This is a genomic window from Lampropedia hyalina DSM 16112 (assembly GCF_900129055.1).
Taxonomy (GTDB): domain Bacteria; phylum Pseudomonadota; class Gammaproteobacteria; order Burkholderiales; family Burkholderiaceae_C; genus Lampropedia; species Lampropedia hyalina.
The window spans coordinates 36367-60784 of sequence record NZ_FQUZ01000003.1; the positions used below are offsets into that span (position 1 = coordinate 36367).

General features: G+C 63.5%; 15 protein-coding genes. 7 read left to right on the forward strand and 8 right to left on the reverse strand.

Features of this window, described 5'->3' with window-relative positions; genetic code table 11:
- Positions 1–135: 135 nt before the first annotated feature.
- Positions 136–1794, forward strand: a complete 1659-nt coding sequence (locus BUE21_RS01760; protein ID WP_084522671.1) for an FAD-dependent oxidoreductase — start codon at positions 136–138, stop codon at positions 1792–1794.
- Entirely contained in the window at positions 1791–2126 is a 336-nt protein-coding gene (locus tag BUE21_RS01765; protein ID WP_073353998.1) for a 4Fe-4S dicluster domain-containing protein, read from the forward strand. Before BUE21_RS01760 ends, BUE21_RS01765 begins: the two co-directional genes overlap by 4 nt.
- Positions 2127–2141: 15 nt before the next feature.
- Here the strand turns inward: BUE21_RS01765 and BUE21_RS01770 are convergent, their stop codons facing one another.
- From BUE21_RS01770 to purN, 6 genes are all read right to left on the reverse strand, one after another.
- On the reverse strand, positions 2142–3548 hold the full coding sequence (locus BUE21_RS01770) for an aspartate ammonia-lyase (protein WP_073354001.1): 1407 nt from the start codon (positions 3546–3548) through the stop codon (positions 2142–2144).
- A gap of 433 nt (positions 3549–3981) precedes the next feature.
- Positions 3982–5637, reverse strand: coding sequence for a rhodanese-related sulfurtransferase (locus tag BUE21_RS01775; protein WP_073354004.1), 1656 nt, complete (start codon positions 5635–5637; stop codon positions 3982–3984).
- 200 nt (positions 5638–5837) lie between these two features.
- Positions 5838–6467 (reverse strand): cysteine dioxygenase family protein, encoded by a 630-nt coding sequence (locus BUE21_RS01780; protein WP_073354006.1) that lies wholly within the window; start codon positions 6465–6467, stop codon positions 5838–5840.
- Between the two features lie 284 nt (positions 6468–6751).
- On the reverse strand, positions 6752–7495 hold the full coding sequence (locus BUE21_RS01785) for a 16S rRNA pseudouridine(516) synthase (protein WP_073354009.1): 744 nt from the start codon (positions 7493–7495) through the stop codon (positions 6752–6754).
- Positions 7496–7517: 22 nt separating this feature from the next.
- On the reverse strand, positions 7518–8882 hold the full coding sequence (locus BUE21_RS01790) for an RsmB/NOP family class I SAM-dependent RNA methyltransferase (protein ID WP_073354012.1): 1365 nt from the start codon (positions 8880–8882) through the stop codon (positions 7518–7520).
- Positions 8879–9502 (reverse strand): phosphoribosylglycinamide formyltransferase, encoded by a 624-nt coding sequence (purN, locus tag BUE21_RS01795; RefSeq protein ID WP_073354015.1) that lies wholly within the window; start codon positions 9500–9502, stop codon positions 8879–8881. Before purN ends, BUE21_RS01790 begins: the two co-directional genes overlap by 4 nt.
- Before the next feature lie 175 nt (positions 9503–9677).
- On the opposite strand from purN, the gene BUE21_RS01800 reads away from it, so the two are divergent.
- Both BUE21_RS01800 and BUE21_RS01805 read left to right on the forward strand, forming a co-directional pair.
- On the forward strand, positions 9678–10880 hold the full coding sequence (locus BUE21_RS01800; RefSeq protein WP_073354018.1) for a sugar transporter: 1203 nt from the start codon (positions 9678–9680) through the stop codon (positions 10878–10880).
- A 249-nt stretch (positions 10881–11129) separates the two neighbouring features.
- Positions 11130–12239: an endonuclease/exonuclease/phosphatase family protein gene (locus tag BUE21_RS01805; protein WP_143164369.1), complete on the forward strand. Its 1110-nt coding sequence runs from the start codon at positions 11130–11132 to the stop codon at positions 12237–12239.
- Between the two features lie 27 nt (positions 12240–12266).
- On the opposite strand, the gene BUE21_RS01810 is transcribed toward BUE21_RS01805, so the two are convergent.
- Positions 12267–13442: an acetyl-CoA C-acyltransferase gene (locus BUE21_RS01810; protein ID WP_073354024.1), complete on the reverse strand. Its 1176-nt coding sequence runs from the start codon at positions 13440–13442 to the stop codon at positions 12267–12269.
- Positions 13443–13641: 199 nt separating this feature from the next.
- Here BUE21_RS01810 and BUE21_RS01815 point away from each other — a divergent pair, with 199 nt between their 5' ends.
- From BUE21_RS01815 to BUE21_RS01825, 3 genes are all read left to right on the forward strand, one after another.
- A complete protein-coding gene (locus tag BUE21_RS01815) occupies positions 13642–15579 on the forward strand; it encodes a sensor histidine kinase (protein WP_073354027.1) in 1938 nt (645 codons plus the stop codon).
- The gene (locus BUE21_RS01820) at positions 15576–16280 is read left to right on the forward strand and encodes a response regulator transcription factor (protein WP_073354028.1); all 705 of its coding nucleotides are present in this window, start codon (positions 15576–15578) and stop codon (positions 16278–16280) included. The genes BUE21_RS01815 and BUE21_RS01820 overlap by 4 nt, the downstream gene beginning before the upstream one ends.
- Before the next feature lie 254 nt (positions 16281–16534).
- Positions 16535–22114 (forward strand): DUF4214 domain-containing protein, encoded by a 5580-nt coding sequence (locus BUE21_RS01825; RefSeq protein WP_073354030.1) that lies wholly within the window; start codon positions 16535–16537, stop codon positions 22112–22114.
- 63 nt (positions 22115–22177) lie between these two features.
- Here BUE21_RS01825 and BUE21_RS01830 read toward each other — a convergent pair whose 3' ends face one another.
- Positions 22178–24295 (reverse strand): 3-hydroxyacyl-CoA dehydrogenase NAD-binding domain-containing protein, encoded by a 2118-nt coding sequence (locus BUE21_RS01830; RefSeq protein WP_073354033.1) that lies wholly within the window; start codon positions 24293–24295, stop codon positions 22178–22180.
- Positions 24296–24418: the final 123 nt, after the last annotated feature.

The window sequence follows — 24418 nt, forward strand, 5'->3', positions numbered from 1 at the left end:
ATTATTTGTTTATGCCTTCATAAATAAATAAACAAAATATATTTGTGAATGAAATGGTATTTTTTGAATAATCCAGTTGGCAAGTTTTTGAGTGCCAAATTGATTATTCCTAAATAAACCTCCCACGCATCCACCATGGCTTTATCGTCTTTTGCTGCTCCGCGCCGTTTGCCCGGCATCCAGAATGTGCTCGAAGCCGATGTGCTGGTCATTGGCGGTGGCCCAGCCGGGGCATGGGCGGCCATTGCCGCTGCGGCCCAGGGGGTGCGTGTGGTGCTGGCTGAAAAAGGCTTCTTCGGCACGTCCGGGGCCACCGCGCCGTCGGGAACCGGGGTCTGGCATGTGCCACAGGAGCAGCGTGAGGCGGCCAAGCAGGCGCGTTTCGTGCCCGGCGGCATGCTGGCCGAGCAGGAGTGGATGGATCGGGTACTGGAACAGACCTGGCACAACACCGAGCAACTGGCCGACTGGGGCTACCCGTATCCGCGCGACAGTCTGGGTGCGCTGCATTGCAATTCGTTGCAAGGCCCGGACTACATGCGGCTGCTGCGCAAGCAGGCGCGGCAGGCCGGGGTGCGCATTCTCGACCAGCACCCGGCACTGGAGCTGCTGGTGGACGAGGCCGGGCGGGTGGCCGGTGCGCAGGGCGTGAGTCGGGGCACCGACCAGGCCTGGACGCTGCACGCAGGCGCGGTGGTGATGGCCAGTGGCGGTTGCGCCTTCCTGAGCCGTGCACTGGGCTGCAATGTGCTCACCGGCGACGGCTACCTGATGGCCGCCGAGGCGGGCGCGGAACTCTCGGGCATGGAGTTTTCCAACGCCTACGGGCTGGGGCCGGCGTTCTCGTCCGTCACCAAATCCCTGTTCTACAACTGGGCGACGTTTTACGACCGCCATGGGGTGGCGATTGACGGGGCTGGTTCTGCGCATGGGCGCGGCATCATTGCCCGCACCCTCCAGAGCCAGCCTGTGTACGCCTGTCTGGACAAGGCCGATGCACAGATTCAGGCATGGATGCGGCTGGCGCAGCCCAATTTCTTCCTGCCGTTCGACCGCATGGGCATCGACCCGTTCACCGGGCATTTTCCGGTGACATTGCGGCTGGAAGGCACGGTGCGCGGTACGGGTGGTCTGCATGTGGTGGATGGCGATTGCGCCACCAATGTGCCGGGGCTGTATGCCGCAGGCGATGCCGCCACGCGGGAGCTGATTTGCGGCGGCTTTACCGGCGGCGGCAGCCACAACGCGGCCTGGGCCATGTCATCGGGCTTCTGGGCCGGAGCCGCAGCGGCGGATTTCAGCCGTCGGCTGCGCAGCCAGGCCACGCGCCAGCGTTTTGCCGCAGGCCGCGCCGGGCTGGACGGAGACGGCCATCAGCCAGCCCCGCACGATCCGCAGGTGCTGATCGAGGCGGTGCAGGCCGAGGTGTTCCCGTATGCCCACAACTGGAGCCGCCAGGCCGCCACGCTGGAGCCGTCGCTGCAACGGCTGGACGCGCTCTGGGGGCAGTGGCGCAATGCGCGTGCCCCCGATCGTGCCCAGGCACTGCGCACCCGCGAAGCCGTCGCCATGCTGGCCACGGCCCGCTGGATGTACCGCAGTGCCCTGTACCGCAAGGAGTCGCGCGGCATGGCACGCCGCAGCGATTACCCGGCTCTGGATGCTGGCTGGCATTGCCGCGTCATCTCCAGCGGGCTGGACGAGATTGGCCTGCGCCGCCAGCCGGTGGTCACGACTGCAACCGTTGTGCCAGCCGCCCCGGCACAAACCTTGCCGCAGAAGGTGGCGGCATGATCGAAGTCATCGACCCCAGCCGTTGCACCGGCTGCAATATCTGCGTCACCGTCTGCCCCACGCGGGTGTTCGAGCGGGTGGCCGATGCACTGCCCATCATCGCCCGGCAGGACGATTGCCAGACCTGCTTCATGTGTGAGCTGTATTGCCCGGTCGATGCGCTGTACGTCGCGCCACTGGCCGAAGCCGTGCAGTATGCCGATGCGGACGGTGCCCAGGCACCGGCGGCCGCGCTGCTGGGCAGCTATCGTGCGGCACTGGGCTGGCAGAAGGGCCAGCAGTCCACCGCCAGCACGGATGCCAGTTTCGAGCTGCTGGGGCGGGCGCGTTGAGGGTTTTGAGGTGTTTTATTCCGGCTGGATGGGGGCAGTGAGCACTTCGGGGCGCAGCACGCGGTCGAGGGCGTGCTGATCCATCAGTCCTTTTTCCAGCACCAGTTCGGCGACAGTGCGGCCACTGCGCAGGGCTTCGCGGGCAGCCCAGGTGGCGTTTTCGTAGCCGATGTAGGGGTTTAGCGCAGTGGCCAGCCCGGCGGAGGTGCGCACCCGTTCGGCCAGCAGTTCGCGGTTGGCGGTGATGCCGCGCACGCAGTTTTCGGCCAGCGTGCGGCAACCGGCTTCCAGGTGCTCGATGCTTTTGAACAGCGAGTGGCCGATGATGGGTTCAAAGGCGTTGAGCTGGAGCTGTCCGGCTTCGGATGCCATTGTGATGGTGATGTCGTTGCCGATGACCTCGAAGGCGATCTGGTTCACCACTTCCGGGATGATGGGGTTGATCTTGCCGGGCATGATCGAGGAGCCAGCGGCGCGCTCGGGCAGGTTGATTTCGCCAAAACCGGCTTGCGGGCCGGAAGAGAGCAGGCGCAGGTCGTTGCAGATTTTCGAGAGCTTGCCCGCAATGCGCTTGAGCACGCCCGAGAGCTGCACGAAGGAGCCGGTGTCCTGGGTGGCCTCAATGAGGTTTTCTGCGGCGGTCAGCGGCACGCCGGAGAGGTCGGCGAGGAATTCCGTGACCATCTTGGCGTAGCGGCTGTCGGTGTTGATGCCGGTGCCGATGGCGGTCGCGCCCAGGTTGATTTCCTGAATCAGCGTGATGGCTTCGCGCAGGCGTTTGCTGTCTTCGGCCAGCATGACGGCGTAGGTGGAGAATTCCTGCCCCAGCGTCATGGGCACGGCATCCTGCAACTGGGTGCGGCCGATCTTGAGCACATCAGAGAATTCGGCGGACTTGGCGGCAAAGTCGGCGCGCAGGATGTCCAGTGCGTCCAGCAGGCCCTGGATGGCGAACACCACGGCCAGTTTCAGCGCGGTGGGGTACACGTCGTTGGTGCTCTGGCTCATATTGACGTGGTTGAGCGGGTGCAGCTCCTGGTAGTGGCCCTTGGGCCAGCCGAGCTTTTCCAGCGCGAGGTTGGCGATGACCTCGTTGGCGTTCATGTTGGTGGAGGTGCCGGCTCCGCCCTGAATCACGTCCACCACGAACTGGCCGTGCAGGCGGCCATTGGCCACATCCATGCAGGCTTCCTCGATGGCGCGGTAGCGGGCTTCATCCAGTTGCCCCAGCCGGTGGTTGGCGCGTGCGGCCGCCTGTTTCACCAGTGCGAGTGCCCGCACCAGTTCCGGGTAGGAGCCGATGCTTTGGCCGGTGATCGGGTAGTTCTCCAGTGCCCGCAGGGTGTGGATGCCCCAGTAAACGTTGCTGGGAATTTCGCGTTCGCCCAGCAGGTCGTGCTCCAGGCGGGTGGGTCGGTTCATGGTGGCTCCTTGATCGGAATGCAGACGAAGACAAGGGCATGTCCTGTGTCTGCCTGGGGAAGGTCTGTAAAACTCTGGTGGTAAGCCCGCGCCCGCCAATGGGATGCGGGCGGCGCAATGGGTTTTGCAGACCTTCCCCAGGGCAGCGAGGACACGCCCTGATGAAGCCTTTGAGTGTAATACGTCTGGCGGCACACGAGGAACTTCATGCACCAAAATTGTGCATTGCAGCCTTGGAACGTGTCTACGATTTCATGGCGATGTCGTACAAGCAGCACCGTCATCGCGGGCTTGACCCGCAATCCAGTGACGACGTATCCAAATAACACCTTGGTTCTCCATGGGATACCTTGCTACTGGATTCCCGCTTTCGCGGGAATGACGGGTGCTTTTCTTGATTGAACAGTATTGTCCTGAAATCCTGAACATGTTCTTATGCGTCGCTGTTCAGCACCCGGAATTGGTGGGTGCCGTCGCGGCCCAGTTGCTCCACCAGCCCGAATTCCCAGTCCAGATAGGCCTGCATGGCTTCGCGTGGGGCCGTGGTGCCTTCGTAGGGGCGGCGGTAGCGGTCGATCAGTGGGGAGGCCAGTCGGGTTTCACCCGCTTCGGTGGGCAGGCCGCGCTTGGCCCACGCCTGGGTTCCACCTTCCAGCACCTGGATGGGCAACTGCGTCCACTGCCTTGCGTCTGCGGCGGCAAAGTGCGCCAGCAGGCTGGAGCCGCAGGTGAACACCAGTTGCCGGGGTGGGGTGGCCCGCTGGTGCAGGGTGTGCAGAATGTGTGGCAACTGGGCGCGAATCGCAAAATACGCCCCCGGAATGTGGCCACTGCTGTAGTTCCTGCCGGTGCTGAAGTCCAGCACCACCAGCGCGTCGGCCTCGCCTGCCTCGGCCAGTTGCTGCTGCCGGGCATGGAGCGCGTCCGGGGCAATGGTGGGGGCGGTGGCCGGTGTGGCCGGGCGCGGGGTGGCAGGGGTGCCGCGTTCGTGGTGGTCGGCAGCGGTCACGCCTTCGAGTACATGCACTTCCCAGCCCATTTGCGCCAGCCACGAGGCAGTCATGTCGGCACGCACCTGCAACAGGTCCGCCAGCACGATGCGCGCGCCGCGCACCGGCACGCTGTGGTCGGTTTCCTGTACCAGTTGGCCACCAGGGGCGTTGGTGAAGCCGGGCAGGTGGCCGCTGGCGTATTCCTCGGGCGTGCGCACGTCCAGCCAGTAGGTGGTGCGTGCAGGCTCGCTCAGGCTGGGCAGATGCGCGTAGTCGATGCGGCGCACCCCGGCGGCATCGGCCACGCGCCGGGCATCGGCCTGCGCGGTCTGCAACTGGGCGGCATCGACTGCGCCAAAGCGGCGGTCGGCTCCGTGCTCCAGTGTCTGCCCAGCCAGCGTCCAGCCAATCGTGCCGTTGCGCAGGGCGGCCACTGGATTGGGCAGGCCGGCGTTCACCAGCGATTGCGTGCCGATGATGCTGCGGGTGCGTCCGGCGCAATTGACGATGATGCGGGTTTCCGGGCGCGGAGCCAGCGCACGGGCGCGCAACACCAGCTCTGCCCCCGGCACGCTGGTGGAGCCGGGGATGTTCATGGTCTGGTATTCGTCGAACCGCCGTGCGTCCAGCACCACCACATCGTCCTGCCGCGCCAGCAGTTGCTGCACTTCCTCGGCGGGCAGGGAAGGGGTGTGGCTGTGGGCTTCCACCAGCTCACCGAATGCCTTGCTGGGCACGTTCACGTCGCGGAAGATTTCGCCGCCCGCGTCGCGCCAGCCTTGCAGGCCACCATCCAGCACAAACACCTGGGTGTAGCCCAGCGCGGTGAAGACATCGGCGGCGCGTTCGGCCAGATCGCCATGTTCGTCGTGTCCGTACAGCACGATGAGGGTGTCGCGGCGCGGAATGCGTGCCCATGCCTGAAGCTCCAGCCGCGACAGCGGGAAGTTGCTGGCCCACAGCGGGTGCTCCTGGGCGTAGGGGTCTTCTTCGCGCACATCGATCAGCGCGGTTTCGGCACGGTCGAGCAGCCGCTGGCGCACGCTGCGGGCATCGAGACGGGGATGGCGGGAGGGGGTGGAGGACGGTGCGGACATGGGCAATGATGGATTCGGGAAATTGAAAAAACAGGGTTAGGGCGAATGGCACTTACTTAAGCCTGTTTCCCGTCATTCCGGGCTTGACCCGGCAATCCAGTGACAAAGCAAGCCAAGAGAAAAGAATGTGTTTTTTCTCCATGTCGTCACTGGATTGCGGCCTTCGCCGCAATGACGGCGTTAAGTAAGCGGCATTCGGGTTAGTGCGTGTCATCCCAGATGTTGGGCACCCAATGGTTGCTGTAGCCGGAGATGAAGGGCACGACCGTGCCATCCTCCCGGTACACCGAACGCCGTACCGCGCCAATGTTCGCGCCATAGACGTGGATGCTGATGGAGGTGCGGTCCGCAAACGCATTGCTGACCTGGTGGATGTCGCCCACGGTGGGCGAGACGGCTTCCACCTGGCCCGGCTCCAGCCGCACCGGCTCGCCAGCGGGGATGAAGGAGCCATCGGCAGCACGCTGGAAGTTCTGCGAATATTCGGCCCCGCGCAACATGCCGATCAGCCCCCAGACGGTGTGATCGTGAATCGGGGTGCGCTGGCCCGGCCCCCAGACGAAGCTGACCACCGAGAACCGCCCGCCCGAATCGGCATGGAGCAGGAATTGCCGGTAGTGCTGTGGGTGGGGTTGCGCCAGCGCGTCGGGCAGCCAGCCATCCTGTGCCACCAGTTCGGCCAGCAGGGTTTGGCCCTGGGCCAGAATCTGCGCTTCGTCGCCGGTGTCATCCAGCAGTCGGGAGAGTTGCTGGACGAACTGGCGCAACGGGGCCAGATCGGCGGGAACCAGCGTGGGCAGGGGAGACGTGGGCGGGGCAGGATGGCTCATGGGGATAGGGTCAGTGACAGGCAACGGCGCAAAGCATACGCGCCAATCCACCCCCCGCAGCAGACATCTTTCTGCTTTGCATATTGCCCGCAGGCATGAAGCCTGCCGTCAGAAAGTCATTAAGGAACCGCTGAATAATTCCTCCCGGCCGCCGCATCCCCCTCTCGGGCGGTCTGCTGCGTTGGCTTTTGGGGTCAATAGCACCACTATTGACCCCAAAAACCGCCTTGCAGCCCATCCCGACAGGGCGCGCGGCGACTCGGACGGAATCAATCAGCGTCTCCTTAACCCAGCAGTGCCCGCTCTTGCGCGTTGAGCCATCGCCACTGTCCCGGCGGCAGGTCGGCGGGCAGGTGCAGTGCACCAATCTGGCTGCGGTGCAACTGTTCCACGCGGTTGCCCACGGCGGCAATCATGCGCTTGACCTGGTGGTATTTGCCGCTGGTGATGGCCATTTCCAGATGGTGGCTGTCGTGCAACTGGCAGTGGCTGGCCTGCACCGGCTTGGGGTCGTCCTCCAGTACCACGCCTTGCAGCAGGCGGGCGATCTGTTCCGGCGTGACCGGGTGGCGTGCCTGAATCTGATAGACCTTGGCCAGTTGCTTGCGGGGCGAACTCATGCGGTGGATGAATGTGCCGTCGTCCGAGAGCAGCAGCAGCCCGGTGGTGTCCTGGTCCAGTCGTCCCACCGCCTGCACGCCGGGCTTGCCGCCCTTGACCGGGCGGTTGCGCAGTGCGTCGGGCAGCAGCGTATAGACGCTGGGCCAGGCCGAGGGTTTTTGCGAGCATTCGATGCCCGCCGGTTTGTGCAGCATCAAATAGGCCTTGGCCTGAAACAGCCATGCTTTGCCCTGCACCGAGAACCACAGTTCGCCGGGGCCATCGGTGTCGAAATCGGCGGCGGTGTCGGTGATGGTCTGCCAGATGCCATCGGCGGTTTGCACCTGCACCAGTCCGCGCTGAATCAGCCCGGCACAGACGCGGCGCATGCCGATGCCCTGCGAATAGAGAATGTCTTCCAGAATCATGGTGGTGTGTGGGGCAATGGGGTCAGGCGGGTTTCTGCCACGCAGCGGCAAAGAAGCCATCTGTGCCGTGCTGGTGGGGCAGCAACTGAAGCTGGTGGGGGGCTGTGGGGTTGGCCAGCAGGCCGCTGATCTTGTGCTTGTGCCAGATTGGCTCCAGCGGCAGGGGCTGGAATGCGCCCGGCTGTGCGCGTTGTGCCTGTTCCCAGCCGTCGGCAATCGCCTGGTTTTCGGCGTGCAGCAGGCTACAGGTGGCGTACACCAGCACCCCGCCGGGCTTGAGCAGGCGGGCGGCACTGGCGAGCACACGCTGCTGGGTGTTTTGCAACGCGGCCAGGCCCGCTTCGGTCTGTCGCCAGGCCAGATCGGGGTGGCGGCGCAGCGTGCCCATGCCGGAGCAGGGCGCATCAACCAGCACCCGATCGACCTTGCCCCACAGCCGTTGCAGGCGGGCATCGTCCTCGTGGCTCAGGGCCATGCTGTGGACATGGTTCAGCCCACTGCGCAGCAGGCGCGGCTTGAGGGCTTGCAGGCGGCTGGCGGAGATGTCCAGCGCGTACAGCCGCCCGGTGTTGCGCATCATGGCCCCCAGGGCCAGCGTCTTGCCGCCCGCACCGGCGCAGAAGTCCACCACGGTTTCGTTGCGGCGGGCATCGGTGAGCAGGCACAGCAGTTGCGAGCCTTCGTCCTGCACCTCGATCAGCCCTTCGGTGAAGGCTGGAGTCTGGTGCAGTCGGGGCTTGCCTTGCAGGCGCAGACCCCAGGGGGAATATGGCGTGGGCTGGCTCTCCAGCCCGTGTTCCAGCAGTTGCTGCTGGGCGACGGCACGCTTGCCTTGCAGGGCATTGACGCGCACATCCAGCGGTGCAGGCTGTTGCAGGGCGGCGGTCAGCTCCTGGAATGCCGCGTCGCCATACTGCTGTTGCAGGCGGCTGGCGAGCCAGTCCGGCAGGTTGTGGCGGGTGCTGTCTGGCCATTGCTGGCAGGGCAGGCCAGCCAGTGCCTGGGCGATGCTCTCCAGCCAGGGCTGGTCGTCCGCGCTGGCCAGTTGCCGCGCCTGTGCCAGCGTGTGGTGCAGTGCGTCGGCAGGGTGGGTGCTGGCGGGTGCGCTGGCTGCACTGGCCGTCCACACCAGCCCCAGCAGAGCCAGGCGGTGGTGGAACTGCGCCGTGCTGGTGTGTGGCGGCTGGGCCTGCGCCAGCGCGAATTCCAGCAGCCGCTTGCGCCGCAGCATACCGAACACGGTGTCGGAGAGCAGGGCGCGGTCGCGCGATCCCAGACGGCGGTTTTCCTGGAAATACTGCGCCAGCACCGCCTCGGCAGGCTGCTGGAACGCCCAGATGGCCGCCAGTGCCTCGCGGGTGGCCGTCAGCAGAAACAGCGCGCTCATGCAGATGCCGTTTCGGTGGGGGCGGATGCCTGCACTGCCGCCAGTTGCGGCAGCACCTGCCGGATGGCGCGGGGGTAGAGAATGTGCTCCTGGGTCAGCACCCGCGCGGCCAGCGTGTCGGCATCGTCACCGGCCAGCACCGGTACCACGGCCTGGTCGATGATGGGGCCGCCATCCAGCTCCTGCGTGACCCAGTGGACGCTGGTTCCGGCGAACTTGCAGCCCGCATCCAGCGCGCGCTGGTGGGTGTGCAGGCCGGGGAAGGCGGGCAGCAGTGAGGGGTGAATGTTCACCATGCGGCCAGCAAAATGCGCCACGAAGCCGGGCGTGAGCACGCGCATGAAGCCCGCCAGCACCACCAGCGCGGGGGCGAAGGCATCCACCTGCTGCGCCAGCGCGGCATCGAAAGCCTCGCGGCTGGGAAACTGCTTGTGATCGACCACCGCCGTGGCAATGCCCTGTGCATTGGCCCATTGCAGTCCCTTGGCATCGGGGCGGTTGCTGATGACCGCAGCCACCCTCGCCCCGAAGGCCGCTTCCCAGTCCTCCTGCCGCGCCTGCTGCACGATGGCCGACATATTGGAGCCGGTTCCAGAAATAAGAATGACGATGTTTTTCATGCGGCGTATTGTCGCATGGCGTGCTGGCGGGGGCGGCGCGCTCTATCAGAGGGCCATGCAATCGGTGCGACAGGCGGCACGAAACCATCATGCGTTTCCGTGCATTGGCACGTTGCGGCCTTGCTGTCGCGGGCAGGAGCACAATGCCGTCTGCATTGCAAGAATCACTTTCCCCATGACTTCTCCTTCTCCCGCATCCGACGATGCCCATTCCTGGTTCGGCGTGATCGCCCTGTCGCTGGCCGCCTTCATTTTCAACACCACCGAATTCGTGCCCGTGGGCCTGCTGTCCGACATTGGCGAGAGCTTTGCCATGCGCAGCGAACACGTCGGGCTGATGCTGACGATTTATGCCTGGGTGGTGTCCCTGACCTCCCTGCCGCTGATGCTGGCGACCCGCATGGTGGAGCGGCGCACGCTGCTGGTATGGGTGTTCGTGGTGTTCATTGCCAGCCACGCGCTGGCGGCCTTCGCCCCGAGCTTCACGGTGCTGGTGCTGGCGCGGCTGGGCGTGGCCGGTGCCCATGCGGTGTTCTGGTCGATCACCGCCGCGCTGGCAGTGCGCATTGCGCCGCCGGGGCGCAAGGGGCAGGCCCTGGGCATGCTGGCCACCGGCACTTCGCTGGCCATGGTGCTGGGCATTCCGCTGGGGCGCATGGTGGGCGAGCAACTGGGCTGGCGCATGACCTTTTTGCTGATCGGTCTGGTGGCTGTGCTGGTCTTGCTGGTGCTGGTGCGCCTGCTGCCGCACCTGCCCAGCCGCAACAGCGGTTCGCTGGCCAGCCTGCCGGTGCTGTTGCGCCGCCCGGCCCTGATGGGCATGTACGCCTTGATCGTGCTGGGCGTGACGGCCCACTTCACCGCCTACAGCTATGTGGAGCCGTTCGCGGTGCGGATTGCGCAACTGGACGGGCAGGCCGTCACGGTCGCGCTGCTGGTGCTGGGGGCGGCGGGCCTGCTGGGCAGTGTGCTGTTTGGCTGGCAGGGGCTGCGCCGTCCGGCGGCGTTTCTGCTGACCGCGCTGGCGGTGCTGGCCCTGTGCCTGCTGTTGCTGCAAACGGCGGCGCACAGCCAGGCCGGGCTGTTCGGGCTGATGGTCGTCTGGGGCACGGTGTTCATGTGCTTCGGGCTGGCCGTGCAGTCGCGCGTGCTGGGGCTGGCTTCCGATGCGTCCGATGTGGCCATGTCCCTGTTTTCCGGGCTGTTCAACGTCGGCATCGGAGCCGGTGCCTTGCTGGGCAGCCAGATCAGCCTGCATCTGGGCGTGCAGTATGTGGGCTGGGGCGGTGGCCTGATTGCCGTGCTGGCCTGCCTGACGGCGGCCACGGTGCTGGTGCGCTACCGTGCCGGCTTTGCGCAGGGGCAGTTGTCGGGTTGAGGGGCAGTGTGCCCAGTGGCGGGATGCGGGCGGCACAACGGGTTTTGCAGACCTTCCCTAATGCGAATGGCACTTACCTAAGCCTGTTTCCCGTCATTCCGGGCTTGACCCGGAATCCAGTGACAAAGACAACCAAGAGAAACGAACGTGTTTTTTCTTTATGTCGTCACTGGATTGCGGCCTTCGCCGGAATGACGGCGTTAAGTTAAGTAAGCGGCATTCTCCCTAATGGCATCACAATACGATCCCATGCAAGCCACTCTCTGCATCCTGACCATCCTGCTGGCCGTGCTCACCCTGCTGCCCCTGTCACGGGCGCGGGTCTGGTGGGTGCGCATCTGGGATTTTCCGCGTTCCCAACTGGCCGTGTTGCTGGGACTGTTGTGGCTGGCGCAGGCCATCTGGCTGGATTTTTCCAGCGCAGGCGCGTGGCTGCTGGTGGCCGTGGCCGGGGCGTGTCTGGCCTACCAGATGTGGTGGATTCTGCCCTACACCCGGCTGTGGCGGCATGAGGTGCGCTGGGCCGATGCAGAGGATGTCGGGCCGCGCTTGCGCCTGCTGGCCGCCAATGTGCTCACCCCCAACCGCAACGCACCGGCACTGCTGGAACTGGTGGCGCAGCACCGTCCGCAGGTGCTGGTGACGCTGGAAACCGATGCCTGGTGGCAGCAGCAATTGCAGCCGCTGGAGCGCGACTATCCGTATCGCGTGGCCTGCCCGCTGGACAACCTTTATGGCATACACCTGTATTCGCAACTGCCGCTGGACGACGTGGACATCCGCTTCCTGGTGGAAGACGATGTGCCCTCCATCCATGCCAGCGTGCTGTTGCAGCCTGGCGAAGGCAGCCGCCCCGAAGTGCGCGTGCGGATGCACTTTCTGCACCCGGCTCCGCCCAGCCCAACGGAAAACGACGAATCCACCGAGCGCGATGTGGAGCTGGTGATGGTCGCCAAAAGCCTGGAAGGCGAGACTGGCCCAGTCGTGGTGGCGGGCGACCTCAACGATGTGGCCTGGTCGCCCACCACGCGGCTGTTTCGCAAGATCAGCGGCCTGCTGGATCCGCGCGTGGGGCGCGGCATGGTCAATACCTTCCACGCCCGGTTCTGGCCCGCCCGCTGGCCACTCGACCATGTATTCCACAGCGACCACTTTGAACTCATCCAGATGCGCCGCCTGCCATCGTTCGGCTCCGACCACTTCCCCGTCATGATCGAATTGCAGTACCACCCCAGCAACCCGCACCAGCAGGAAGGCTTGCAGGCCAATGCCCAGGACCGTGAGGAAGTGGCCGAACTGCTGGACGAGCAGAACGCATCGCCCAGCGATGTACCCGAACCCACGGCACAGCAGCGTTGATGGCGAAGAATCCCAGCGTGCTTACCTCTACAGCACCTCGAACACCGCCGCCGCGCCCATGCCGCCGCCTACGCACAAAGTGACCAGCACCCGCTTTGCGCCCCGGCGTTGGCCTTCCAGCAGGGCGTGGCCGGTGAGGCGTTGGCCGGACATGCCATAGGGGTGGCCCAGCGCGATGGCTCCGCCATTGACGTTGAGGCACTCGGGCGAGATGCCGAGCCGGTCGCGGCAGTAAATGACCTGTGCGGCAAAGGCTTCGTTGAGTTCCCACAGGTCGATGTCGTCGGTTTGCAGGCCGAGTTGCCGCAGTACCTTGGGCACGGCAACCACTGGCCCCACGCCCATTTCGTCCGGCTCGCAACCGGCCACGGCCATGCCCAGAAAACGCCCGATGGGGGTCAGGCTGTGGCGGCTGGCATGGCGTTCGTCGGCCAGCACGCAGGCTCCTGCGCCATCGGAAAACTGGCTGGCATTGCCTGCCGCAATGCGTCCGCCGGGGCGGGCCGGGGGCAGGGTGGCCAACTGGGGGGCCGTGGTACCGGGGCGGATGCCTTCGTCGTGTGAGACGGTGACTTCGCGGGTGCGGATGCCGTGCTCTGCATCGGCCACGCCTGCCGTGACGGTGATGGGGGCGATTTCCGCCGCCAGACGGCCTTGCGCTTGCGCGGCGGCGGCTTTCTGCTGGCTTTGCGCGCCGTAGGCATCCATGCTGTCGCGGTCGATGCCGTAACGCTGTGCCAGGATTTCGGCGGTTTCCAGCATCGGCAGGTAGATGGCGGGCTTGCGCTGTAGCAGCTCGGGGTCGGTGAGCATGTGCGGGTTCAGCTTGCCCTGCACGCAGGAGATGCTTTCCACGCCGCCTGCCACATACACGGGGGCTTCCCCGGCGATGATGCGCTGGGCGGCCAGCGCGATGCTTTGCAGCCCGGAGGCACAGAAGCGGTTGAGCGTCAGGCCCGGCACCGAGACGGGCAGCCCGGCACGCAGGGCGATCTGCCGGGCGATATTGCCGCCGGTCGCACCTTCGGGCAGGGCGCAGCCCATGAGCACATCGTCGATGCTGGCCGGGTCGATGCCCGCGCGTTCGATGGCGTGTTGTACCGCATGTGCCCCCAGGCTGGCTCCGTGGCTGAGGTTGAAGGAGCCGCGCCAGCTTCTGGCCAGCGGGGTGCGGGCAGTGGAGAGAATGAGGGCCGAAGTCATGGGCGTTCTCCTTCAAAAAAGCGGCCAGAATGGGGCCATATTGCCTGCTCCGGGCGGGCATGGCAACCGATCGTGCAGGTGGCTATGGGTATCTACTTATATCGTTTCGGAGAGTAGTGATATTTATGAGACTGGTGCTCTCCCCTGCTTTTGTTGCATAGTCCGGCAGGCTCATATTGTCTGGAATCCCGTGCTCCCCATGTTTCGTTTTTTCTTTTGCTGCTGCCTGTTGCTGGCCGGTTGTGCGTCTGCTGTATCCGCGCAGGCTGCCAAGCCTGTTTCACTGGGCCTCGATATGCCATTCTGGCTGCACGAAAACCCGGATGGCGCACTGTCGCTGGAGGAGCTTATTGCACTGCCCGAATCGGCGGGGAGCCTGCAACACACGCCGCTGGCGCGTGGCTACAGCGACTCGGCTTTCTGGATGCGCGTCCACCTGCCCGCCGAGCTGTTTGCGGGCGAAGAGCGTTGGCTGCAATTCAGCCCCAGTGTGATTGACCATTTGCGAGTCCACTACCGCCCCGTGGGCAGCGAGGCATGGCAGGTGCGCGAAGCGGGCGATCACTGGAAGGGCGAGCGGGGTGATTTGCGCTACCGCTTCCCGCTGCTGCGCCTGCCCGCACCGCCTCCCGAGGGCTACGAGATGGTTCTGCGTGTCCAGAGCACCAGTACCGTACTGATGGATGTGGGGCTGTGGGAGCCGGGTGCCTTGCTGGAGCGTGCCACGCGGCAGACCGCAATCTGGAGTTTTTATTTCGGCATGATGCTGCTGACGGGCATGTATGCCCTGTTGCAGGCATTGGTGCTGAAGAAAACATTGTTCTGGCCCGTCTTCGCGCTGATGATGACCCTGATGCTGCTTTCGGCGTGTGTGCAGGGCTTTGTCGCGTGGTTCATGCCAGCCACCGACCGCATCAACCTGCAAAGCTACCTCACCAGCATCACGAACCTGCAAAGCTATGGGATGCTGGTCTGGATGGGCATCGAAACCCTGAAGCTGCGCCAGCATATGCCACGCATGTACCGCCTGCTGCTGGCCATCGTTGTGCTGGTGCAGTTGAATATGCTCAGCATTCCGCTGGGCTACTTCGGGCAGGCCGCTTCCTTCCAGTTCCTGATGCTGGGCTTCACGGCCCCTTTGATCGCGGCTTTCTCCGTTCACCTGTGGCGGCAGGGCCACCACCGCTGGCCCGTGCTGCTGGTAGGCATGGGGCCGATGTTCTGTCTGGTATTCAGCGTGCCGCTGCTGCTGATTACCACCGGGGTGATTCCCTACAGTGCAGAAACCTATGCCATCAGCAATTACGCGCTCATGAGCAATATGGTGCTGGTACTGCTGTTTGCCATGTGGAACGGACACGAAGAAAACCGCATCATGCTGGAGCAGCAGCAAGTCGTGCGCGAGCTGAACATCGAGCGCGAAGCCGGCTTTCACCAGCGGCAGTTCATCGGCATGGTCTCCCATGAATTCCGCACTCCGCTGTCCGTCATTTCTGCCACCTTGCAGAACCTGCACCTGTCGCCCGCCGATGCCATGCAGCAAAAACGATTCGGGCGCATCCAGCGAGCCACCGAACGCCTGATTCAACTCACCGACAACTGCCTGGCCGATGCCCGCCTCTCGGCCCATGCCCTGCACCTGGAGCAGGGCGATACCGACCTGCGGGAGCTGGTGCGCAACGCCATCGTGCCGGTCGATATTTCCGGCCACCATGAACTGCAAATGCGCTGGCAGGGGCAGACCGTCACCATCGAAACCCTGCCCAGCCTGCCCCTTCGGGCCGATGCCGCGCTGCTGGGCATCGCCCTCTCCAACCTGCTGGACAACGCCGTCAAGCACACCGAGCAGGGCTGCATACGCGTGGATATTTCTGCCGATGCACAGCACTACCACATCCAGATCCAGGATCAGGGTGACGGTGTGCCTGTGCATGAGGTCGAACACATTTTTGAACGCTACCGGCGTGCAGAAGGCACGGCCGCGCAACAACGCTCCGGCACAGGCCTGGGGCTGTATGTGGCCCGGCAGATTCTGCTGGCACACGGCGGCCAGCTTCAGTTGCTGCGCAACACCAGACAAGGCTGCTGCTTCGAGCTGCTCCTGCCCCTGAATCCAATCCATCCATCGACACCATGAATACATCAGCCAAACCCCATCTTGCCCTCATCGAAGACAACGAAGACCTGCGTGAAGAACTGGTTTTCTTCCTGCAAGCCAGTGGCTACTCCTGCTGGGGGTGCGCCTCTGCCGAAACCTTCTGGAAAAACCTGCACACCCGGCAGGTAGACATTGTGCTGATCGACCTGGGCTTGCCCGGTGAAGACGGCTTCGAGGTGGTGGACTACCTGAACCGGCTCCCTGGAGTGGGGCGGATCATCATCACCGCCCGTGGCACGCCACAAGACCGGTTGCGCTGCCTGCAACTGGGAGCCGACCTGTACCTCGTCAAGCCCATCAACTTCGCGGAACTGCGCCAGCAACTCGACGCGCTGTGGGATCGCATGGCCGTCGCCCGCATGGAACAGGAAACCTCCATGCAGGCAGGAGAGTGGCGGCTGGATGCCGTGCAATCCTGCCTGACATCACCCAACGGACAGGTGCTCAAGGTCAGCCGCAAGGAATGCGACCTGCTGGCCACGCTGCTGCGGGATGCCGGCCAGATACACACCCGCGAAAGCCTGCACGACGCACTGTTCGGAACGCAGGACGAAGCCGATCTGCACCGCATCGACGTCATCCTCAGCCGTTTGCGCAAGAAGGCCCGCAACCAGCAAATGCTCTTGCCATTGCGCAGTGTCTTTGGCAAGGGCATCGTGTTTCTGCTCCATGGGCAATGATGTGCCAGGGCAATCGCTTCTGGCCATGCCGAAGCTGACTGGCCGCACCATTGTGGTGGCATCTTCTAAATGATGCTTATCGACCACAAATTACGCCATGTCGTACAAAAAATAACACAAAAGCCAATTGATTCCGAGAGTTGAGATATTTTCGAGACTGGCGAAAAATCCCTGCTTTGCCTACATTCAGCGCGGAACCGCATTCATTGGCAATCCTGCCACCCATTCATCCAGCCTTTGCAAGGAACCGCGACATGGCATTCACTCTGGACTACATCCTCGACAGCGTCGGCAGCAGCCGGGGCCGCCTGAACACCACCGACACCACCGACGACACCCGCCTGACCCTGGTAGGGTTGGGCCGGCCCGGAGCCGAGGTGTTCGTATTCAATGGCGAAGCCGAACTGGGCTACGCCATCGTGGGCGCAGATGGTTTCTGGGTGCTGCATACCGGCTGGCTGGACAACGGCTCCACCTACGACTTCAGTGCCCGCAGCGAGGGAGCAACAGCCGAACAAAGTTTCCAGATCACCATCGATGCCCCTTGGGCACTGGCTCCAGAGACCCCCTCGTATCAGGCATCTGCCTCAGTGGGCAATGTGCAAAACGCTGGTGCCTTCGCGGCAATCAAGAAAGACGGCTCTGTGGTGGCCTGGGGTCATCCAGATACTGGAGGTTCGACCGAAGGTGTGGCTGGCCTTGACAGTGATGTGGTGCAGATATTTACCAATCATGCGGCCTTCGCCGCGCTGAAAGCCGATGGCTCAGTCGTGGCATGGGGAAACCCAGAAGCAGGAGGTTCAATGGAAGGCGTGCAAGACCTCCTTCAAAGTGGAGTCAAGCACGTATTTTCCAATAGTTATGCGTTTGCTGCCCTGAAGGATGATGGCTCGGTGGTGGCCTGGGGTCATCCAGCGTATGGAGGATCGACCGAAGGTGTGGCAGGTCTCGGCAGTGGTGTGGTGCAAGTGTTCTCGAGTGATACTGCATTTGCTGCACTGAAGGACGATGGCTCGGTGGTGGCCTGGGGTGATCCAGAAAAAGGGGGATCGACCGGGGATGTGGATGGTCTCCTCCAAGGCAATGTGAGGCAGGTGTTCTCCAATCAATTTGGTTTTGCCGCCTTGAAAGAGGATGGCTCGGTGGTGGTGTGGGCAGATGGAAATGATGCCAGTCTGGCCGCAGGCCCTGATGACAATGTGGTGCAGGTTTTTTCTGGTGCGTATATTTTTTCCTTCCTGAAGGCTGACGGCTCTGTGCAATCCGTCTATCCCGATCTGTCTTTTGAAGATCGTTGGAATTGGGACGGTAATGCGGTACAGGTGTTCCTTGGTTCAACTGATCCTGTCTACTTGAAGCCAGATGGCTCGCTGGTGCCTGATGTGCAAGGGCTGGATGGTGTTGTGCAGGTACTGTTCACTGTGGACAGCTCCTTCGCAGCATTGAATGCAGATGGCTCGGTGACCACAGGGAAAAATTTGAATGGCGACATCTCGATCACGTATTTGCCGGACCTCACCAGCGGTGTGAAACAGGTTTTTTCCAATGGTTATGCGTTCGCTGCATTGAAGGAAAATGGCTCGGTGGTGGCCTGGGGCAATCCAGAATATGGCGGTGTCATCTCCTCAGAAATCCAGGACCTTCTGGACGGCGGCGTGGTGCAAGTGTTCAATAACCAGGGCGCATTTGCTGCACTGAAAGACGACGGCTCGGTGGTGGCCTGGGGAGGTTCATGGGTTGGTGGTGAAGTTTCCCCGGAAATCCAAGCTCTTCTGGGCAATGATGTGGTGAGCCTGGCTGATGCCTTCGGTGACTTCAGGCTTTCCCTCAACGAAGCCCCGACCATCGACGGCGTCCCCGCTGTCTCCCAGTATGTGAACGTGGGAGAGGCGAGCGCGCTGGCCGACATCACCGTGGCCGATGCCGATGAGGACGATGTTCTGACCGTCACCATCAAGGTGCTCGACCCCGAAGGGCTGGGCTATGCCCAGGGCACGCTGGGCGGAGTGCCCGATGCCGACTTGCAGGCCGATGGCCTCCAGATCACCGGCACGGCCAGTGAAATCAACACCGCGCTGCAAAGCCTGAGCTTGCAGGCGCAGGGCGCAGGCCAGGGCTGGCTGGAAGTCAGCGTTCACGACGGCAAGGCCACCACCACCAGCCACTATGCGTTCACCGCAGTCGCTCCAGCAGGCAACACCGCCCCCAGCTTTGCCCCGCCCGGAGGCAGCGGCACGTTCAAGGTGGATTTTGGGGACGGTCGTCACGATCAGGCCCGCAGCGTAGTGTTGCAGCCCGACGGCAAGATTGTGGTGGCTGGCAGTTCCGGTTTTTTTGGCATCACCGATAGCTATGACTTTGCTCTGATGCGCCTGAACGCCGATGGTACGCTGGACACAGAATTTGGCACTGGCGGCAAGCATCTGATTGATTTTGGAGAGAATGGCAAAGACGATGAAGGGCGCAGTGTGGTGTTGCAGCCTGACGGCAAGCTTGTGGTGGCAGGCCATGCGCGTGTAGATGGAGACACGCATTTCGGTGTGCTCCGCCTGAATCCGGATGGCACACTGGATACTGATTTCGGTACGAATGGTGCGCAATGGGTTGGTTTTTCCTCCAGCCAAAAAGCCACAGGCCACAGCGCGGTGTTGCAGCCTGACGGCAAAATTCTGGTTGCAGGGAGTGTGTTGAATGCGTGGTCTGATGAAGTCGATTTCGGTGTGATACGCCTTCATAGCGATGGCACACTGGATACCAGTTTTGGCGACAGCGGTCGAGTTGAGGTATTTTTTGATGCAGGCGGTTGGGAGGATGACATACCGTACAGCATGATTGTGCAGTCCGATGGCAAGATTTTGGTAGTTGGCGTAAGCGACACCCATAGCGGTCAAGATTTCAGCTTAGTGCGCCTGAATCCCGATGGTTCACGAGATGAAGACTTTGGTGAAGATGGCAAATTACTGGTAGACGTAAGTGGCTTTCATGATGCCGCCTACAGTGTGGTGGTACGGCCCGACGGCAAGATTATTGTGGCCGGAACAAGCTGGGAACATGGTGAGGGAGACCATACCTTCACCTTGTTGCGCCTGAATGCCGATGGTTCGCGGGACACCGGCTTTGGCGACAATGGCCAGCATTTGCTGCAAGTGAGTGGCATCGGAGACAGCGCATACAGCGTGACTCTACAGCCCGATGGCAAGATTCTGGCTGCGGGGAGTGGTTGGGGTGGCTTTGCCTTGGTTCGCCTGACTGCCGATGGCGAGCTGGATGCCGAGTTCGGTGACGGTGGCAGGAAACTGGTGGATGCGGGCTGGGTCGAGCAAATTGGATACAGCGTGGTGGTACAGCCGGATGGCAAGATTGTGCTGGCGGGCAATAGTTGGAACTGGATCGACAGCACAGACTTCAGCATCATCCGCCTGAACCCGGATGGCAGCCTGGACAGCAGCTTCAACCCGCCCGCGACTGCGGCGGCCAGCACCCTGGAAGGCAGCACAGCCAGCTTCACCGAAGACGGCGATGCCGTGTTGCTGGACGACGATGTGGCCATCTTCGATGCCGAACTGGCCGCGCAGGGCCACTACGCAGGCTCCAGCATCACCTTGCAGCGCGAGGGCATGCCCCACCCGGACGACACATTCGCAGCCAGTGGCGCACTCAGCCTGAACGGGGGCAAGGTCAGCGTGAATGGCACCGAGATCGGCAACTCCGGCCAGGAGGCAGGCCTGCTGACCTTGACCTTCAACGCCCATGCCACCCAGGAGCTGGTCAATCAGGCCCTGCAACTGCTGACCTACAGCAACGGCAGCGACTCGCCGCCCGCCTCGGTTACCATTGTCTGGACCTTCCACGATGGCGATGCCAGCAACCCCCAGAGCACCAGCGGCACCACCACCGTGGGCATCACCAACGTCAATGACGAACCCACGGGTGCAGTGCTCATCAGCGGCCAGGCCCAGCAGGGCGAAACCCTCCAGGCCAGCAACAACCTGCAAGACCTCGACGGGCTGGACCCCAGCCAGATCATCTACCAGTGGCTGCGCGATGGCAAAGCCATCGACAAGGCCACGGGTGCGAGCTACACGCTCACGCAGGCCGATGTGAACAAGAGCATCAGCGTCCAGGCCAGCTATGTGGACGAACAGGGCACGGCGGAAAGCGTCACGTCCGAAGCCACGCAGGCCGTGGAAAACGTCAATGACCTGCCCACCGGCAAACCCGCCATCAGCGGCCAGGCCACCCAGTACCAGACCCTGAGCGTCAGCAGCGGCGACCTGCAAGACCTCGACGGACTCGACCCGAGCCAGCTCGTGTACCAATGGCTGCGCGATGGCAAAGCCATCGACAAGGCCACGGGCGCGACCTACACGCTCACCCAGGCCGATGTGGGCAAGGCCATCAGCGTGCAGGCCAGCTACACGGACGGCTTTGGGGCCAAGGAAAGCGTCACCTCCAACCCCACCGCCAAGGTCGCCAACGTCAATGACCTGCCCGAAGGTGGTGTCACCATCGGCGGCCAGGCCAAGCAGGGCGAAACCCTCCAGGCCCACAACAACCTGCAAGACCTTGACGGACTCGACCCGAGCAAAATCATCTACCAGTGGCTGCGCGACGGTCAGCCCATCGACAAGGCCACGGGCGCGAGCTACACGCTCACCCAGGCCGATGTGAACAAGACCATCCGGCTCAAGGCCAGTTATACCGATGGGCAGGGCACGGTGGAGAGCGTGTTCTCCCAGGCCACGGCCAGCGTGCTCAACGTCAATGATCTGCCTGAAGGCAACGTCACCATTACCGGCGACACCCGGCAGGGTGAAACCCTGACCGCCCGCAACGATCTGTCAGACCTCGATGGGATGCGTCTGGCACGCATCGGCTACCAGTGGCTGCGCGATGGCGAAATCATCGAAGGAGCCACGGGCAGCAGCTACACGCTCGCCCGCGCCGACGTGGGCAAGGCCATCAGTGTGCAGGCCAGCTACACGGACGATCTGGGCACCCGCGAGAGCAAGACTTCCGCAGCCACCGAAGCCGTCATTGCCACCCCTGGGCTGGAAACCAGCAATGCCGAATTCGTCGCCGACCTCTACCAGAACCTGCTGGTGCGCGAGCCTGATGCGGCAGGCCTGCAATACTGGCTGGAGCAGCTAGACGATGGCCGCATCACGCGCGCGGAACTGGCCGATGCCTTCAGCGAAGCCCCCGAAGCCCAGCAGTATGCCAAACCGGTGATTGGCCTGTACCTGTCGATACTGGGCCGCGTGCCGGATGCCGATGGTTTCCAGCACTGGGCACAGGCCTTGCGTGACGGGGGCTCGGTCGAACAGCTCAGCCTGAGCTTCCTGGAGTCGCAAGAATACGAGGAACGCTTTGGCAGCATTGCAGATGATGGCCAGTTCGTGGACGTGCTGTACGAGAAGATCCTGGGCCGTGAGGGCGATGGGCCGGGCGTGGCGTTCTGGAGCGAACAGCTTGCCAGTGGTGCGGACCGCATCGAGGTGGTCAGCGCGTTCCTGGCCTCTGCGGAGTTTGACGCGCAGGCCACGCTGAACACGCAACTGCTGCTGGGTTTCCTTGGCGAGAACGACCGCTTCCCCAGTGAAGAGGAGTTCCTGCAACTGCAAGACGGTGAGGGGGCGCAGCCGCAATCGGCAGCCGAGGAGCAGCAACTGGAGCGGCCACTGTCCGATTGGCTGTTCCAGGCCCTGTGGGCAGAGGGCGATGGGGAGCAGGAGCCGGGTGCGCAGGCGGGCGACGACCATGGTGCCAGCTTTGACGGCGCAGTGGTGGAGTTGAGCGGCCTGGGGCAGGTGGAGGACTGGGCTGTGGCCTGAGTTCCCGCACCTATCGGCTGCCATGCCGGGGTTGCCTCGGCATGGCAGCGTATCCAGAGAAGGTCATGCCCGCTGCATGGCAAACCCCTTGCCGCTTTCGGCCAGTTGCAGCAGCAGCGGGGCGGGTTGCCAGAACGCGGCATCGTCGTGCGGGTTGCGGGCGAAGCGGCGCATGGCCTGCACGACCAGGGGCAGGCCGATGGTATCGGCATGGTGCAGCGGGCCGCCGCGCCAGTAGGGGAAACCGTAGCCGTAGATGAAGACCAGATCGATGTCGCTGGCGCGCTGGGCAATCCCTTCTTGCAGAATGTGGGCGGCTTCGTTCACCAGGGCGAACACCAGCCGCTGGACGATTTCGTCATCGGCAATGGTGCGCGGGGTGATGCTTTGCGCTGTGCGGCTCTGGGTCAGCAGGTGGTGCACGGCATCGCTGGGATGGGGCTGGCGTTTGCGGTCGTCGGGCCGGTAGTCGTACCAGCCTGCATGGGTTTTCTGGCCAAGGCGATGTTGCTGCACCAGCAGGGCCGTGGCAGGGCTGTGGCGCAGGTCGGCTCGGGTACTGAGGTGGCGTTGCAGGATGGCCCAGGCAATGTCGTTGCCGGCGAGGTCCATCATGCGAAACGGCCCCATGGCAAAGCCGAAGGCTTCCATGGCGCGGTCCACCTGCTGCGGGGTCGCGCCTTCGTCCAGCAGCAGTCCGGCCTGGCGGCTGTACTCGAAGATCATGCGGTTGCCAATGAAGCCGTCACACACGCCAGCGACCACTGCGGTCTTGCGGATGGCCTTGGCCAGCGTCAGGGCGGTGGTCAGCACATCGGGGGCGGTGTGGGTGCCGCGCACCACTTCCAGCAGCTTCATGCGCGGTGCCGGACTGAAGAAGTGCAGGCCCAGCACATCCTGTGGGCGTTGGGTGGCGGTGGCAATGTCGTTCACATCCAGCGTGGAGGTGTTGGTGGCGAGGATGGCTCCGGGTCTGGCGTGTGCATCGAGTTGCGCGAAGACGGCTTTTTTGATGACTATGTCTTCGAGCACGGCTTCGATGACCAGATCGGCGGTGCGAATGGCGGCCAGTTCGCTGTGGGTGTGCAGCCGTGCCAGCGTCTGCGCCTGTTGCTCGGGGCTGATGCGGCCTTTTTGTTCCTGTGTGTGGTAGTGCGCCCGGATGGTGGCCATGCCGCGCTCCAGTGCCGCAGCCTGGTGATCGAGCAGCATGACGTTCAGCCCCGCATCCAGAAAAACGATGGCAATGCCACTGCCCATGGTGCCCGCTCCGACAATGGCGACGGATTCGATGGGTCGCGTGGGTGTGTGGGGTGGGATGTCGTGTACCTTGCCCGCCAGCCGCTCTGCCGCGAACAGGTGGCGCAGGGCATGGGATTCGGGGCTTTGCATCAGCCGCAGGAATATCGCCTGCTCCTGGGCCAGTCCGGTATCGAAGTCGGTGCTGCAAGCGGCGGCAATGGCATCCACCACGCACAGCGGTGCGGGCAGGTGGGGGCTGGTCTGGCGCACGGTATTGCGGGCGAACTCGAAATAGGCTTCGGCCTGGGGGTGTGCCGCGCGTCGGTCACGCAGGCGTGGCAGGGGGCGCAGCGCATGGATGGTGTGCGCCAGCTCTTCGGTGCGTGGCAGCAGCATGTCGGTCTGTGCCACGACGGCATCGAACAGCACCTGCCCTGGCAATGCGGCGAGGGCCTGGGCGGATACAGTCTGGCCGCTGACGATCAGGTTCAGTGCGCTTTCCACGCCGATGGCACGCGGCAGGCGTTGCGTGCCGCCCGCACCGGGCAGCAGTCCCAGCTTGACTTCAGGCAGGGCCACAGAGGCATTGCGCACGGCCACCCGGTAGTGGCAGGCGAGGGCCAGCTCCAGCCCACCCCCCAGCACATGGCCATGCAGCGCGGCCAGCACGGGCTTGCTCAATTCTTCGATGGTGGCCATCAGCGTGCGCAAATGGGGCTGCCGGTAGGCCTGCCCGGTCTCGAATTCAGCGATGTCGGCTCCTCCCGAAAACCCTTTGCCCGCGCCGGTGAGAATGACGGCCTGCACGGTGGCATCGGCTTGGGCCTGCTGCAATCCCTGCATGATGGCTTGCCGGGTCGCAAGGTTCAGCGCGTTGATGGGCGGGTTGTCCAGCGTGATGACCGCCAGTGGGCCATGCCGTGTGTAGTGTGCGGTCATGTCACAGCCTCCTTGTGGATATTGCCTGTGATGGCAAGACCATTCTTGCAGGATTGGTGAGACCGTGGGGATGGAAATGGCGGGGGGAAACCCTTGGGGCATGGAGAAACGAAAACGCCGGTG